This is a genomic window from Pseudomonas sp. DC1.2 (assembly GCF_034351645.1).
Lineage (GTDB): Bacteria > Pseudomonadota > Gammaproteobacteria > Pseudomonadales > Pseudomonadaceae > Aquipseudomonas.
The window spans coordinates 1090216-1105603 of sequence record NZ_CP133782.1; the positions used below are offsets into that span (position 1 = coordinate 1090216).

The window sequence follows — 15388 nt, forward strand, 5'->3', positions numbered from 1 at the left end:
TAGTCGCTGTGGTTCAGCTCAGAGGCCATTGTTGGTGACAGGCATGACGCACCGCGGCGGCGCTGCTCAACGTGAGCAACTGTTGGCTGATGCGTCGGCATTCGCTTGCGTCGAGGTGGCGGACGCGGTCTTTTATTTCGCCGATTTGCACCGGGCTGACGGACAACTCGCTCACCCCCAAACCGATCAGGACGGGCGTGGCCAGCGGGTCGCCGGCAAGCGCGCCACAGACACCGACCCAACGTTTATGCACCGCCGCCCCGGCACAAGTCTGAGCGATCAGCCGCAGGAGCGCCGGGTGCAGGGCATCGACCCGTGAGGCGAGGCCGGCGTGGTCGCGGTCCATGGCCAGGGTGTACTGGGACAGATCGTTGGTGCCGATGGACAGGAAGTCCGCGTGTTCGGCCAGTTGCTCGGCCAGCAGCGCGGCAGCCGGCACTTCGATCATGACTCCCAACTCCGGGCGCTGAGTCAGGCCGAGTTCAGCACACAAGGCGTCGAGGCGTTGGCGGATGAGCAGCAGCTCATCGACTTCGGTGACCATCGGCAACAGAATTCGGCAGCGCGACAATGGCCTGACGTGCAGCAGCGCCCGCAGTTGTTGATCGAGCAATTCCGGTCGTACCTGAGCCAGGCGAATGCCGCGCAGACCGAGCACAGGATTCGCTTCAATCGGCAGTGGCAGGTAAGCGAGCTGTTTGTCGCCACCGACGTCGATGGTGCGAATGATCACCGATTTGTCGCCCATGGCGTCGAGCACTGCTTGATAGGCGAGTTGTTGTTCCTGTTCGCTTGGCGCGGTCTGGCGGTCCACAAACAGAAACTCGGTGCGCAACAGGCCGACACCATCGGCACCATTGGCCAGCGCATCGCCGGCCTCAGCGCTGGACGCGACATTCGCCGCGACTTCAATGTGCATGCCGTCGAGGGTCAACGCCGGCGTGTGTGCGTGCGCCTGCTGCTGGGCTCGACGTTGTTGGTGCTTGAGTTGCGCCTGGCTCACCTCGGCCAGACGTTCTGCTGTCGGCGTCAGCTCCAGGCGTCCGCCGTCGGCATCCAGCACCACGACTTGGCCTGGCGGCAGAGCCAGCAGCGCCGACCCCAGTGCAACCATGCACGGCAGGCCTTTACCGCGAGCGAGAATCGCCACGTGGGAAGTCGCGCCGCCTGCGGCCATGCACATTCCGGCGACACCTTGTTGGCTCAGTTGCAGCAAGTCCGACGGCGTTAGCTCATGGGCGACGACGATCGCACCGGCCGGCACGCTGTAATGCCAGGCTTCCCCGAGCAGGGCGCGCAGCACCCGTTGTTTGAGGTCGCGCAGGTCGTTGGCGCGTTCGGCCAGGAGTGCGCTGCCGAGTTGTTGGAGCACCTCGCACTGTGCATCGATGGATTGGCTCCACGCATGAGTGGCGGCCATGCCTTGAGTGATCGAACCGTTTGCGGCTTCCAGTAACACCGGGTCTTCGAGCAGGGCAAGGTGGGCGGCGAAAATCGCTTCTTCGTCGGTGTTTTTGTGCGCTCTGGCGTGGATCAGCGTGTGTTCGATATCGCTGCGCACCCGGCTCAGCGCAGAGTCGAGGGCTTGCCGTTGGGGCGCCGGTTCATGCTGGCTGTCGTCCACCGGCAGACTGATCGCGTTCAAACGAAACAGCGGGCCTGCGACCAGACCCGGCGCCGCGCAAACACCTTGTAATACACCGGCTTTGGCAGCGCGATGCGGTTGGGCGCTCGGTGCCGGCGTCACCGCGTGGTGGTCTTCGGCCAGGGCGGTGGATAACGCCATTAACAACGCGTGCAGCGCCGCTTCAGCATCCGGGCCCTGACTGCTGACATGGACGTCATCCTGCTCGCCGATGGCCAGGCTCATCAGCCCAATCAAACTCTCGCAAGCGGCCGACTTTCCGGCGAAATGCAGCTGCGATTTGCTTTTGAAGCTTAGCGCGGTCTGACGAATCAGTGCGGCTGGCCGAGCATGCAACCCGCCACGATGGGCGATGCGCACATGGCCATGAACGTCGATGCCTGTGACCTCGACCTCAGCTTGCGCAGCGTTGGCTCGGCGCCGAATGATATGCAGCAGCGGATCGCCCACCTTCACCGCTTTCAGGGTAATGGGCCGCGACTGAAAATCCTCGCTGTTGGTCACGATCATCAAACTGACCAGGCTTTTGCACTGCTGCGCAACCTTGTCCAGGTCATAGCGCAGCAGCGGTTGGCCATGGCTGACGCGTGAGCCTTCCTTGACCAGTACGGAGAAGCCTTCGCCCTGCAATTCGACGGTGTCGAGGCCCAGGTGCAAGAGCAATTCGACGCCGTTGTCGGCGCGCAAGGTGATCGCATGGCCGGTGCGCGCAACATGGATCACGACGCCGGCACACGGTGCATGGAGGGTATCGTTCAGCGGGTCGATGGCGATTCCGTCGCCCATCGCCCCGCTGGCGAACACGGGGTCGGGGACGTTGGCGAGGGTGAGCACCGGGCCGCTGAGCGGGGCGCTGAGGGTCAGCTCTTTATTGTTGTTGTGCATGGCTCAGTCTCATCAGGAAGCGCAGCTAAAAAGGTGTCCGGGTCGGGCTCAGTGGGTGCGCGTCACTTTGCTCAAGTATTGTGGCTGGTCCGGGTCCATGCCTCGGGCAACGGCTAACCCGGCCGCCATCACGTAAAAACTCTGGATCGCCAGAATCGGGTCGAGGGCAGGGTGCTCGGCACGGCTCAGGGTCAGGTCGCGGTGTTCGATGTCATCCGGTGCGGCCAGCAGCACCCTGGCGCCGCGCTGGCGCATGTCGGCGGCCAGGCTCAGTAAACCAGCCTGTTCGGCGCCGCGCGGGGCGAATACCAGCAGTGGATACTGCTCGCCGATCAATGCCATAGGACCGTGACGGACCTCGGCGCTGCTGAAGGCTTCGGCCTGGATCGACGAGGTTTCCTTGAACTTGAGCGCAGCTTCCTGGGCGATGGCAAAACCGGCGCCGCGACCGATCACCATCAAGCGTTGGCAATCACGCAAGCTGTCGATGGCTAAACTCCAGTCCTGTTGCGCGGCCTCGCGCAGCCCCTGCGGCAGGGCGAGGCCGGCATCGAGCAATGCCGGATCTTCATTCCAATGCGCGACAAGGCGTGAACTGGCGCTGAGGGTGGCGATAAAACTTTTGGTCGCTGCGACGCTGCTTTCCGTGCCGGCGCACAGCGGCAGGCTGAACTCGCAGGCGGCTTCCAGTGGTGAGTTCTCGGCGTTGACCATGGAAATGCTCAGGGCACCGCGCTTGCGCAGCAGACGCAGGCTGTTCACCAAGTCCGGGCTTTGTCCCGACTGCGAGAACGCGAACGCCACTTGGCCGCTGACCTTCAACGGTGCCTGTTGCAGGGTCACCACCGACATTGGCAACGACGCCACCGGAATGCCCAGTTGCTGCATGGTCAGGTAGGCGAAGTAACTCGCAGCATGGTCGGAACTGCCGCGAGCGATGGTCATCGCCACCTGCGGCGGCTGACGGCGCAGGCGTGCGGCGATCTCGATCATCTGCGGGTCCAGGTGCTGCAATTGGGTATGCACGGCCTCGAACGAGGACAGTGCCTCTTCAAGCATTTTTGAAGTCAATGTCTTCTCCTTCGACCATCACGGCGGTCAGTGTCAGTGAGCGATCCAGCCGCACGCAGTCGGCCCAGGCGCCGGGCTGCAAGCGCCCGCGTTCGGTGAGGCCGAGGTAGTCGGCGGGGAATTGCGACACCCGTTGCGAAGCCTCGGCAATCGGCAAGCCGACCTTCACCAGGTTGCGCAGGGCTTGATCCATGGTCAGGGTGCTGCCAGCCAACGTGCCGTCGGCCAGGCGCACGCCGCCCAGGCATTTGGTCACCGTGTGGCTGCCGAGCTTGTACTCGCCATCGGGCATGCCGGCGGCGGCGGTGGAATCGGTGACGCAATACAGGCAGGGGATCGCGCGCAGGGCCACGCGGATGGCGCCGGGGTGTACGTGGATTAAATCCGGAATCAGCTCAGCGTATTGAGCGTGGGCCAGCGCCGCGCCAACGATGCCCGGCTCGCGGTGATGCAGCGAGGTCATGGCGTTGTAGAGGTGGGTGAAACTGCTGGCGCCCGCGCTCAGTGCAGCGACGCCCTCTTCATAGCTGCCCAGGGTGTGGCCAATTTGCATGCGCACGCCGCGAGCGCTGAGGGCTCGGATCAACTCGTTATGACCGGCGATTTCCGGGGCGATGGTGATCACGCGAATCGGCGCCAGGGCCATGTACGCTTCGACTTCGGCCATCAAAGCAGTGTGGGCGAAGTTCGGCTGAGCACCGAGTTTGCCAGGGTTGATGTACGGCCCTTCCAGGTGTACACCGAGAATCCGGGCGCAGCCTTTCGGGCGCTGTTCGCAGTAGTCGCCAACGGCTTTGAGTACGCTGGAAATTTCGGCACTCGGCGCGGTCATGGTGGTGGCCAGCAGTGAGGTGGTGCCGAAACGCAGGTGGGTTCGGGTGATGGTTTCGAAGGCGCTGGCACCTTCCATGATGTCTTTGCCGCCGCCGCCGTGTACGTGCAGGTCGATGAAGCCCGGCAGCAAGTAAGGCAGTTCGTTGTCTGCCGGATCGCACGGTGTGCCTTCGATGGACACGACTTTGCCGTGCTCGTGAATCAGCCGGCCGCGAATCCAGCCGTGGGCGGTGAGGATGTTGTCTTCAGGCATGATCAGGTCTCTTGTTTAGCGGTGCAGCGGCTTGGCGACGAAGCGTTCTAGCGACGAAGCTCGGCAACAAAATCGTAATAGTCGTTGCGGCAATAAGTGTCGGTCACTTCGATGGGCGTGTTGTCTTCCAGGTAGCCCACTCGGGTCATCAGCAGCATGGCAGTGCCAGGGGCGATACCCACCAGTGCGGCGAACTCGTCGGAGGCGTTAATGGCCTGGATGTGTTGCAGTGCGCGGACCACCGGCTTGCCAATGCCATCAAGGTATTCGTAGAGGGAATCGCTCACGGCTTGCGGCTTGGGGATGATCGAGGCGGGCAGGGTACTCATCTCGATGGCCATCACGGTGTCGTCGGCCTTGCGCAGGCGTTTGAGTCGCGCGACTTTGTCGTTCGGCGAGAGGCCCAGGCGGATCAACTCTTCGTGGGTCGGCGGAGTAATTTCCCGTTCCAGCCATTGCGAACCGGGAACGAAGCCCTTCAGCCGGAGCATTTCGCTGAACCCCGAGAGACGCGACAGCGGTTGCTCCAGGCGAGGTGTGATAAAGGTGCCGGAACCTTGGTGGCGACGAATCAGGCCTTGCTCGAACAACACTTCCAGCGCCTTGCGCGCGGTGACGCGGGAGATACCCAGCAATTCGCTGAGGTTGCGCTCGGACGGCATGGCCTGTTCGGCTTTCCATTGGCCGGCATGGATCGCGGCTTCAAGATTGCGCGCCAGTTGCAGGTACAACGGTGTCGGCTGAGTGTCGTCAGGACGTAGGGCCTGGAGGTCATTCATGTCTGGGATGTCCGAGGCGGTTATTGGTGTTTTATTTCCCGCTAATGGGCGAAAGCTAATACCACTTAAATACCATGTCAATCAGACCACTTTGCTCAAGGCGCAGTAAAACCGGGGCCTTTGAGCAAGGTTTTTTAGGGTTGGCTTTAAGTGGTATTAGCGGTGGGGGTTTTGAAAGCAAAGATAGCAGCCTGCGGCAGCGGCTACGCAGGGGAGTGGTATCAACCCTGTAGGCGCTGCCGCGGCGTGCGATCTTTTGATTTATTTTTTCGGAGGGCGACCGAAGGTAGCGGTCAGTACACGATTGATCGTTGCCACGCAGAGCTGGGGAACGATCACGCGTGGAGGGTTACGGCCGAATCTCGATCATCGTGCCATCGGGCACTAGGCCCCAGACTTCACGCATGTCCATGTTGCGCATGGCAATGCAGCCGTCGGTCCAGTCCAGTGTATGGAACAGCTCTTCCGGCGTTTCTTCGGTGTCCGGTGTGCCGTGGATCATGATCATGCCGCCTGGCGCGACGCCTTCACGTCGCGAGCGTGCGGAGTCGCTGATGTTCGGGTAGGAAATGTGCATCGCCAGGTTGAAATGCTCACTGGTCTTACGCCAGTCGATCCAATAGAAACCTTCTGGGGTGCGTTTATCGCCCTCCATCAGCTTCGCGCCTTTAGGCTTTTTACCCAGTGAAATGCGATAGGTCTTGAGCGGCTTGCCGTCGTTGATCAATTGCAGTTGATGGGCGGATTTGAGAACCAGGACTTTTTCGATGACTTTGCCACCCAGCATTTCCGTGGTGGAAGCGTGGGAGACAGCGACGAACGACAAGCAAAACAGGGCAAGCAACCAACGCATTGAAACGATATCCCTAGAGGTGTCGCGGCTATTTATGAGTGAGCGGTACTGTCTTTCAACCAGCGTTTTAAGTGAGGGCCGGCTGAGTGAGCGGCGGGATCGATTCGCAACGCACGGGGTATTGTTCGGTCTGCCGGTCAGCGAAAAAACATTCTAAGGTACGGCCTACCGTGCGGAAAGCCAGGTCTGACCAAGGGATGTCGGCTTCTTCGAAAAGCTGGACTTCCAGGCTCTCGGGGCCTGCGGAGAAATCCAGGTCCACCAGTTCGGCGCGGAAAAAAACATGCACCTGGCTGATGTGGGGCACGTCGATCAGCGTGTAGAGGCTCAGGTTGCGCACGCGGGCGCAGGCTTCTTCGGCGGTTTCGCGGATGGCGCCTTGTTCGATGGTTTCACCGTTTTCCATAAACCCGGCGGGCAGGGTCCAATAGCCGAGGCGGGGCTCGATGGCGCGACGGCACAGCAACACTTTCGAACCCCAGGTCGCCACGCAACCGGCGACGATATTGGGGTTCTGGTAGTGAATGGTCTGACAGCTGTCACAGACAAAACGCAGTCGCGAATCGCCTTCGGGAATGCGCTGGGTCACTGGGTTACCGCACTGACTGCAAAATTTCATGCTGGGGTTCCTGAATGCTGGGCCTATCTTGGCGTGCGGCGGTGTCAGTCGGCAAGTTGTCGTTTCGCGACACGCGGTTGTTCGGGGGTTGGGCGGTCGGTGTGATTGGTGCATGATGCGGGGTAAGGCACAGATCGAGAACACTCATGCTGGACGAGCTACTGCATCGGGTAAGTAATCACACACCGCGCACGCTGGAAACCGACACGCGTTTCCCCGAGGCTGCTGTGCTGGTGCCCATCACCCGCAGCGATGAACCTGAACTGGTTCTGACCCTGCGCGCCAGCGGGCTCTCGACTCACGGCGGCGAAGTGGCCTTTCCCGGCGGTCGCCGTGACCCCGAAGACCCTGACCTGATTTTCACTGCCCTGCGCGAAGCCGAAGAAGAAATCGGCCTGCCGCCGGGGCTGGTCGAAGTCATCGGCCCGTTGAGTCCGCTGATTTCCCTGCACGGTATCAAGGTCACGCCTTATGTTGGCGTCGTGCCGAATTTTGTCGAATACCTGGCCAACGATGCTGAGATTGCTGCTGTGTTCAGCGTTCCTCTGGAATTTTTTCGCAAGGATCCGCGCGAGCACACGCACCGCATCGACTACCAGGGCCGTAGCTGGTACGTGCCCAGTTACCGTTATGGCGAGTACAAAATCTGGGGGCTGACGGCGATCATGATCGTGGAGTTGATCAACTTGCTCTATGACGCGAAGATCAGCCTGCATCAACCGCCCAAGCATTTTATTAATATCTGAAGCCATCGCTCGTATGGCGTAAACCCGCGGCTGCCTGAGCCTTGAGGACAACACGATGAAATACCGCTTGGGCGATGCCCGCGTCGAAACCCATCCGCAGAGCTGGGTCGCCCCCAACGCCGTGCTGGTGGGCAAAGTCAAACTGGAAGAAGGCGCTAACGTCTGGTTCAACGCCGTGCTGCGTGGCGACAACGAACTGATCCTCATCGGTAAAAACAGTAACGTCCAGGACGGCACCGTGATGCACACCGACATGGGTTACCCGCTGACCATCGGCACGGGTGTGACCATCGGCCACAACGCCATGTTGCATGGTTGCACCGTGGGCGATTACAGCCTTATCGGTATCAATGCGGTGATCCTCAACGGCGCGAAAATTGGTAAGAACTGCATTATTGGCGCCAATTCGTTGATCGGCGAAGGCAAGGAAATTCCTGACGGTTCGCTGGTCATGGGCTCGCCGGGCAAAGTTGTGCGCGAGCTGACCGAACCGCAGAAAAGGATGCTGGAAGCCAGCGCAGCTCACTACGTACACAACGCTCAGCGCTACGCCCGCGATCTGGTCGAGCAGGAAGAATGAACGCTACCGAACGACCGGTCCCTTCGCCCTGTGTGAGCATTTGTGCGCTGGATGAGCATGACATTTGCACCGGGTGTCAGCGCACGGTAGAGGAGATCACTCGCTGGAGCCGGATGGATAACGAGCAGCGGCGCAAGGTCCTTGGTTTGTGTCATGAGCGCGCCAAGTCCAGCGGTCTACTCTGGATGCTGCCTGCCAAATCGGATAGCTGAGTGTTTTTTGCCTGCTTGTATCGCGCCCTCACCAGCGCCCGCTGCATGATCGCCTGTGGATAAGTTCGGCACTGAGTATTGCACTCGACAGGTGATTTTTTTCGGCACGATCGACGCGTTTACGCCGGGCGTGATCCTTGCCGCGGTGCGCTCCAAGTTCGTCGGTGTGACCGCTGTCTGGCGGCTCATGGCCTGGCGCTGGCGCAAGCAGGCCGTCGTCAACTGAAGCTAAACCCTCAGGTTCATGTAAAATGCCGCGCTTTCTTCCCGTGGGAAACGCGCCTGGCGTGTATCCCTCGATGATCCGCTTCTTGAGGACCTGAGATGACCCGTATCGGAACTCCATTGTCGCCAACCGCGACCCGCGTAATGCTGTGTGGCTGTGGTGAGTTGGGCAAGGAAGTGGTGATCGAGCTGCAACGCCTGGGCGTTGAAGTAATTGCCGTGGATCGCTACGCGAACGCGCCGGCCATGCAAGTTGCGCATCGCAGTCACGTGATCAACATGCTCGACGGCGCGGCCCTGCGTGCGGTGATCGAAGCCGAGAAGCCGCACTTTATCGTGCCGGAAATCGAAGCCATCGCCACCGGGACACTGGTTGAGCTGGAAGCCGAAGGCTTTACCGTGATCCCGACGGCACGTGCCGCGCTGCTGACCATGAATCGCGAAGGCATCCGTCGCCTCGCCGCTGAAGAGCTGGACTTGCCGACGTCGCCGTACCACTTTGCCGACACCTTTGAGGATTACAGCAAAGCAGTCGAAGACTTGGGCTTCCCGTGCGTGGTCAAACCGGTCATGAGTTCATCGGGTAAAGGCCAGAGCCTGTTGCGCAGCCACGATGATGTGCAGAAAGCCTGGGATTACGCTCAAGAAGGCGGCCGTGCCGGTAAGGGGCGAGTGATCATCGAAGGCTTTATCGACTTCGATTATGAAATCACCCTGCTGACCGTGCGCCACATTGGCGGCACTACATTCTGTGCGCCGGTCGGTCACCGTCAGGAGAAGGGCGACTACCAGGAATCCTGGCAGCCACAAGCAATGAGCCCGATTGCCCTGGCTGAATCCGAGCGCGTCGCCAAAGCCGTCACCGAGGCGCTGGGTGGTCGTGGTCTGTTTGGCGTTGAGTTGTTCATCAAAGGTGATCAGGTCTGGTTTAGCGAAGTGTCGCCGCGCCCGCATGACACCGGGCTGGTGACCCTGATTTCTCAGGATCTGTCGCAATTTGCGCTGCACGCCCGGGCCATCCTCGGCTTGCCGATTCCATTGATCCGTCAGTTTGGCCCATCGGCGTCGGCGGTGATTCTGGTGGAAGGGCAGTCGACCCAGACCGCTTTCGCCAATCTGGGGGCTGCCCTGAGCGAACCGGATACGGCATTGCGTCTGTTCGGCAAGCCGCAAGTTAACGGCCAGCGTCGGATGGGTGTGGCGCTAGCGCGCGATGAGTCGATCGAAGCGGCTCGCGCTAAAGCGACCCGTGCTTCCCAGGCCGTTGTTGTAGAGCTGTAACCGAGGCGCTGCCATCGCGGGTTTGCCCGCGATGGCGGTCTATCACGCCACCCGATTCAAATCGTTGTGACGCGTTTCCTTCAGGCACAGCACCGCTATCAAGCTCAGCACCGCCGCCCCCGACACATACCCGCCGACGTAACTCAAACCGCCCATCGCCACCAGTTTCTGCGCAAAGAACGGTGCCGCCGAGGCGCCAACAATGCCACCCAGGTTATACGCCGCCGAGGCACCGGTGTAGCGAACGTGGGTCGGGAAAAGCTCCGGCAGCAGGGCGCCCATCGGCGCAAATGTCACGCCCATCAAAAACAGCTCGATGCACAGGAACAGCGCCACGCCCCAGGTTGTGCCGTGGGTCAGCAGCGGTTCCATCAAAAAACCGGACAGAATCGCCAACACGCCACCGACGATCAACACCGGTTTACGTCCGTAACGGTCGCTGGCCCAGGCCGACAGCGGGGTCGCTGCTGCCATGAACAGCACGGCAAAGCACAGCAGCTCGAGGAAGGTTTCACGCGTGTAGCCGAGTGTCGATACGCCGTAACTCAGTGAAAACACCGTTGAGATATAGAACAGCGCGTAGCACACCACCATCGACCCGGCCCCCAGCAACATCGGCGCCCAGTATTGGCTGAGCAGCTCGACCAGCGGAATCTTCACTCGCTCCTGGCGGGCCATTGCGTTAGCAAATACCGGGGTTTCGTGGAGCTTGAGACGCACATACAGGCCCACCATCACCAGCACGGCACTGAGCAGGAACGGAATCCGCCAGCCCCAGGCGCGGAACTGCTCGTCGTTCAGGGTCATGGCCAGGGTCAGGAACAGACCGTTGGCCGCCAGAAAGCCAATCGAAGGGCCAAGTTGCGGAAACATGCCGAACCAGGCGCGCTTGCCTTTGGGGGCATTCTCGGTCGCCAACAGCGCCGCGCCACCCCATTCACCGCCTAACCCCAGGCCTTGGCCGAAGCGCAGCACGCAAAGCAGAATCGGCGCCCAGGCGCCAATGCTGTCGTAACCGGGCAACACGCCGATCAGCGTGGTGCATACGCCCATCAGCAGCAACGAAGCGACCAGGGTCGATTTACGGCCGATACGGTCACCAAAGTGGCCGAACAGCGCCGAGCCCAGCGGTCGTGCAAGGAAGGCAATGCCGAACGTGAGAAACGCCGAGAGCATCTGTGCCGTGCCGGACGTCTGCGCAAAGAACACCGGCCCGATCACCAACGCGGCAGCGGTGGCATAGACGTAGAAATCGTAGAACTCGATGGCGGTGCCGATGAAGCTTGCGGTGGCCACTCGGGTGGCGGAGTTCGTCGGCTGGACAGACGCAGTGTCGCTGTAAGCGGTGCTGGTGGTCATGCGGTGATCCCTGACAGTCATGCTCCAATGGAGCGAATTATTATGGTCGAACACCCAGGGATGTGGGTTTAACGCGGTGTGCGGGTAGCACGGTGGGGAGGGTGGTGCTTGGGTAAGTGGCTCGATTATAGGAAGGCGGCTAGAGATTCAACAAGGGGCTTGGGATTGGCGAGGTCTTTAGGGGTGTCGGGGTAACCCAATGCCAGGCACTGGGTTGCCCATTGGCCACAAGGGTGCGTCAGGTTTTGGAGAGTGCCGCAACCGAACTGGTATGCCAGATCAGCACGCGGCTGACCCGGTTGTCCTCGGTTTCCAGAATCTCCAGCCGATAACGCCCGATTTTCAGGCATACCGCGCTGTCCGGAATGGTTTCCAGTGCTTCGGTCACTAACCCGTTCAGGGTTTTCGGACCGTCGCTGGGCAGGTGCCAGCCCAGGCTCTTGTTCAATTCGCGAATCGACGCCGCCCCATCGATCACCAGTCGGCCATCGGCCTGTGGGTGGATGTGCGGGTTGTCCAGGCTGTGCTCGCTTTCGAACTCGCCGACGATTTCTTCGAGAATATCTTCCAGGGTCACGATGCCCAGCACTTCGCCGTATTCATCCACCACCATGCCCAGGCGTCGCTGCTGTTTGTGAAAATTCAGCAACTGCAATTGCAGCGGGGTGCTTTCCGGTACGAAGTACGGTTCGTGGCTGGCTGCCAGCAGTGCTTCTAAGGTCAGGCTGGCATCCGGTAGCAGGTGGCGGATCTGTCGGGTGTTGAGCACCGCTTCGACCTGATTGATATCGCTATGGAACACCGGCAGGCGAGTGCGTCGGTTTTTGCGCAGTTGCTCGATGATCTCTTCGATGGTGTCGTCGAGGTTAATGCCGTCGACGTCACTGCGTGGCACCAGGATGTCATTGACCGTGATGTTGTCCAGCGCGTGGATGCCCGACAGTGGGTGGGCACGGCTGGCGGCCTGTTCGTGATCGTCGTGGCGATCAACCGGTGCTTCGTCTTCGCTCTGTTGCACGATTTTGACTTTGCGGGCGAACGGTCGCATCAGCAACTGGCTGATGCCACTGATCAGCCAGGCGATCGGATAGATTATTTTTAGCGGCGCACCGAGCAAGGTATTGCCCAGGGCCAGGACTGCATCCGGAAAGCGCAGGGCCAGGGTGCGCGGCAGATAGTCGGCAAACACCAGCAGGATCGCGCCAGCACCGAGAGCGGCCACCCATGGACCGTTCTGGGCCCAGGTAAACACCGCCAGCAGGGTGCTGATGACCATCGCCATCGCCCGGCAGAGGGTGTTGCACAGGATCAGGCTGTTGAGCGGAAAACTCAGTTTTGCCACCGGCTTGTCGCTGGCACGCGAAGCGGTGCGTTGCGCCAGCAGGTGCTGCTGCGCGACTTCGACGGCGGTAAATAACCCCGACCATAAAATCAGCAGAGCCACCACTGTGAGCATTGGCCCTATGGGCAAGTCGTCCATTAATGCCGCCCGTCAGATGTGCAGGATGTATTCACGGACCAGCTTGCTGCCGAAATACGCCAGCATCAGCAGGCAGAAACCGGCGAGGGTCCAGCGGATAGCCTTGTGTCCACGCCAGCCTAGGCGGGTGCGCCCCCACAGCAGTACGCTGAAGACAATCCAGGCCAGGCAGGCCAACAACGTCTTGTGTACCAAGTGCTGGGCGAACAGGTTCTCGACGAACAGCCAGCCAGAGAGCAGCGACAGCGACAGCAGGCTCCAGCCGGCCCAGAGGAAGCCGAACAACAGACTTTCCATGGTTTGCAGCGGAGGGAAGTTCTTGATCAGGCCGGATGGGTGCTTGTTTTTGAGTTGGTGATCTTGCACCAGCAGCAGCAGGGCCTGGAACACCGCGATGGTGAACATGCCGTAGGCGAGGATCGACAGCAGGATGTGCGCGAGAATGCCCGGCTCTTCATCGATGATCTGCACCGTGCCAGCCGGGGCGAACTGTGCCAGAAGCACCGTTGCAGCCCCTAACGGGAACAGCAAGACCAGCAGGTTCTCGACCGGAATTCTGGAGCAGGCCAGCAGCGTCAACGCGATGACCGCAGCGGCGATCAGGCTGGCGGCGCTGAAGAAGTCCAGGCCCAGGCCGATCGGCGTCCGCAAATGGGCGAACAAGCTGGCGCTGTGGGCGAGCACGGCGAGGATGCCGAGCGTAACCAGCAGGCGCTTGTTCACCTTGGCGCCGTTGGCCAGGCGTGTGCCCTGATAGAGGGTCGCAGCGGCATATAAGCAGGCGGCGGCGAGAGAGGTCAGCAAACTGGGTGACAAGGGGAGCATAAATCCTGTTAGGCAAGCCCGAAAGGCGCTGAGTTTGGCATAGAACCCACATGGCACGAAAGACTATACAACCTGACAGCGAGGTGTCCGCCAGCCGCAGTCTTCGCTATAATCCGCGACCTGCCCACGCCGCAGGCTCGCCCAGCGATTGTTTTTCACGGGCTGGGCCGCCATTACCTCGGTCTACACAGGGCCTGAAAGGATCGCGCAATGTTTGAAAACTTAACCGACCGTCTCTCGCAGACGCTGCGCCATGTCACCGGCAAGGCCAAGCTGACCGAGGACAATATTAAAGACACCCTGCGCGAAGTGCGCATGGCGTTGCTTGAAGCCGACGTCGCCCTGCCGGTGGTCAAGGACTTCGTCAATTCGGTCAAGGAACGTGCAGTCGGCACCGAGGTGTCGCGCAGCCTGACGCCAGGCCAGGCGTTCGTGAAGATCGTCCAGGCCGAGCTTGAAAGCCTGATGGGCGCGGCCAACGAAGACTTGAACCTGAGTGCCGTTCCACCGGCGGTTGTATTGATGGCTGGTTTGCAGGGCGCGGGTAAAACTACTACCGCCGGCAAGCTTGCGCGCTTCCTTAAAGAGCGCAAAAAGAAGAGTGTCATGGTTGTGTCCGCTGACGTTTATCGTCCAGCGGCGATCAAACAACTGGAAATGCTGGCCGCCGAAGTCGGCGTGACCTTCTTCCCGTCAGACCTGAGCCAGAAGCCGGTCGACATCGCGCAAGCGGCTATTAAAGAAGCCAGGCTCAAATTCATTGATGTGGTGATCGTCGATACCGCCGGTCGTCTACACATCGACGAAGAGATGATGGGCGAGATCAAGGCGTTGCATGCCGCGATCAACCCGGTAGAAACACTGTTCGTGGTCGACGCAATGACCGGTCAGGACGCCGCCAACACGGCCAAGGCCTTCGGTGATGCGCTGCCGCTGACCGGTGTGATCCTGACCAAGGTCGATGGCGATGCCCGTGGCGGTGCCGCGTTGTCGGTCCGCGCCATCACCGGTAAGCCGATCAAGTTCATTGGTATGGGCGAGAAGAGCGAAGCGCTCGAACCGTTCCACCCTGAGCGTATTGCCTCGCGCATCCTTGGCATGGGGGACGTGCTCAGTCTGATCGAACAGGCTGAACAGACACTCGACAAGGACAAGGCCGAAAAACTGGCCAAGAAGCTGAAGAAGGGCAAGGGCTTCGATCTCGAAGACTTCCGCGATCAGTTGCAACAGATGAAAAACATGGGTGGCCTCGGCGGCCTCATGGACAAGTTGCCAAGCATGGGCGGCGTGAACCTGGCGCAAATGGGCAATGCTCAGAGCGCGGCAGAGAAGCAGTTCAAGCAGATGGAAGCCATCATCAACTCCATGACCCCGGCCGAGCGCCGTGACCCTGACCTGATCAGCGGTTCGCGCAAACGTCGGATTTCCATGGGCTCCGGCACTCAGGTGCAGGACATCGGTCGCTTGATCAAGCAGCACAAGCAGATGCAGAAGATGATGAAAAAGTTTTCCGCCAAAGGTGGAATGGCCAAAATGATGCGCGGCATGGGCGGTATGTTGCCCGGCGGCGGTATGCCTAAGCGTTAAAAATCCGCGTCGGCAGTCATGTCGGCGCAGCCCCACAGCAATGTGGAATCTCCAGCAAACCCGCGCTTGGCGGGAGCTGACTGGCCGTTTTCAACGACGGCTCTATAGCAAATCTTGATGGCGGCCGATAGGCCACCGGAAAAAGACATTTGCA

General features: G+C 60.6%; 14 protein-coding genes and 1 pseudogene. 6 read left to right on the plus strand and 9 right to left on the minus strand.

The annotated features are described in order from the left end of the window. Window positions 1–13 precede the first annotated feature (13 nt). The 6 genes from ptsP to RHM68_RS04825 all read right to left on the minus strand — a co-directional run bounded on the left by ptsP (window position 14) and on the right by RHM68_RS04825 (window position 6939). A complete protein-coding gene (gene ptsP, locus RHM68_RS04800) occupies window positions 14–2530 on the minus strand; it encodes a phosphoenolpyruvate--protein phosphotransferase (RefSeq protein WP_322220784.1) in 2517 nt (838 codons plus the stop codon). A 48-nt stretch (window positions 2531–2578) separates the two neighbouring features. Further along, window positions 2579–3589 (minus strand): SIS domain-containing protein, encoded by a 1011-nt coding sequence (locus RHM68_RS04805; RefSeq protein ID WP_416195240.1) that lies wholly within the window; start codon window positions 3587–3589, stop codon window positions 2579–2581. Continuing rightward, window positions 3582–4688, minus strand: a complete 1107-nt coding sequence (gene nagA / locus RHM68_RS04810; protein WP_322220786.1) for an N-acetylglucosamine-6-phosphate deacetylase — start codon at window positions 4686–4688, stop codon at window positions 3582–3584. Before nagA ends, RHM68_RS04805 begins: the two co-directional genes overlap by 8 nt. A gap of 47 nt (window positions 4689–4735) precedes the next feature. Further along, window positions 4736–5467, minus strand: coding sequence for a GntR family transcriptional regulator (locus RHM68_RS04815; RefSeq protein WP_322220787.1), 732 nt, complete (start codon window positions 5465–5467; stop codon window positions 4736–4738). Window positions 5468–5816: 349 nt separating this feature from the next. Beyond that, entirely contained in the window at window positions 5817–6320 is a 504-nt protein-coding gene (locus tag RHM68_RS04820; RefSeq protein WP_322220788.1) for a L,D-transpeptidase family protein, read from the minus strand. A 67-nt stretch (window positions 6321–6387) separates the two neighbouring features. Further along, window positions 6388–6939, minus strand: a complete 552-nt coding sequence (locus RHM68_RS04825) for an NUDIX hydrolase (protein ID WP_322220789.1) — start codon at window positions 6937–6939, stop codon at window positions 6388–6390. A 146-nt stretch (window positions 6940–7085) separates the two neighbouring features. Between RHM68_RS04825 and RHM68_RS04830 the strand changes: the two genes are divergently transcribed. From RHM68_RS04830 to purT, 5 genes and pseudogenes are all read left to right on the plus strand, one after another. Further along, complete coding sequence (locus RHM68_RS04830; RefSeq protein ID WP_322220790.1) at window positions 7086–7685, plus strand: CoA pyrophosphatase; 600 nt, start codon at window positions 7086–7088, stop codon at window positions 7683–7685. A gap of 55 nt (window positions 7686–7740) precedes the next feature. Next, window positions 7741–8265 carry a gamma carbonic anhydrase family protein gene (locus RHM68_RS04835; RefSeq protein WP_322220791.1) on the plus strand — a complete coding sequence of 175 codons (525 nt, stop codon included), beginning with the start codon at window positions 7741–7743 and terminating at the stop codon, window positions 8263–8265. Next, window positions 8262–8477 (plus strand): DUF1289 domain-containing protein, encoded by a 216-nt coding sequence (locus tag RHM68_RS04840; protein WP_322220792.1) that lies wholly within the window; start codon window positions 8262–8264, stop codon window positions 8475–8477. Before RHM68_RS04835 ends, RHM68_RS04840 begins: the two co-directional genes overlap by 4 nt. 32 nt (window positions 8478–8509) lie before the next feature. Further along, window positions 8510–8703 (plus strand): annotated as a pseudogene (locus tag RHM68_RS04845) (preQ0 transporter); the annotation flags it as partial. A gap of 98 nt (window positions 8704–8801) precedes the next feature. After that, the gene (gene purT / locus RHM68_RS04850) at window positions 8802–9983 is read left to right on the plus strand and encodes a formate-dependent phosphoribosylglycinamide formyltransferase (protein ID WP_322220793.1); all 1182 of its coding nucleotides are present in this window, start codon (window positions 8802–8804) and stop codon (window positions 9981–9983) included. Between the two features lie 42 nt (window positions 9984–10025). On the opposite strand, the gene RHM68_RS04855 is transcribed toward purT, so the two are convergent. The 3 genes from RHM68_RS04855 to RHM68_RS04865 all read right to left on the minus strand — a co-directional run bounded on the left by RHM68_RS04855 (window position 10026) and on the right by RHM68_RS04865 (window position 13647). Continuing rightward, complete coding sequence (locus RHM68_RS04855) at window positions 10026–11342, minus strand: MFS transporter (RefSeq protein ID WP_322220794.1); 1317 nt, start codon at window positions 11340–11342, stop codon at window positions 10026–10028. 238 nt (window positions 11343–11580) lie between these two features. Further along, window positions 11581–12822, minus strand: a complete 1242-nt coding sequence (locus tag RHM68_RS04860; RefSeq protein ID WP_322220795.1) for a transporter associated domain-containing protein — start codon at window positions 12820–12822, stop codon at window positions 11581–11583. 12 nt (window positions 12823–12834) lie between these two features. After that, complete coding sequence (locus RHM68_RS04865; RefSeq protein ID WP_322220796.1) at window positions 12835–13647, minus strand: cytochrome C assembly family protein; 813 nt, start codon at window positions 13645–13647, stop codon at window positions 12835–12837. Window positions 13648–13857: 210 nt separating this feature from the next. Here RHM68_RS04865 and ffh point away from each other — a divergent pair, with 210 nt between their 5' ends. Next, window positions 13858–15234, plus strand: coding sequence for a signal recognition particle protein (ffh, locus tag RHM68_RS04870; RefSeq protein WP_322220797.1), 1377 nt, complete (start codon window positions 13858–13860; stop codon window positions 15232–15234). The last annotated feature ends 154 nt before the right edge of the window (window positions 15235–15388 follow it).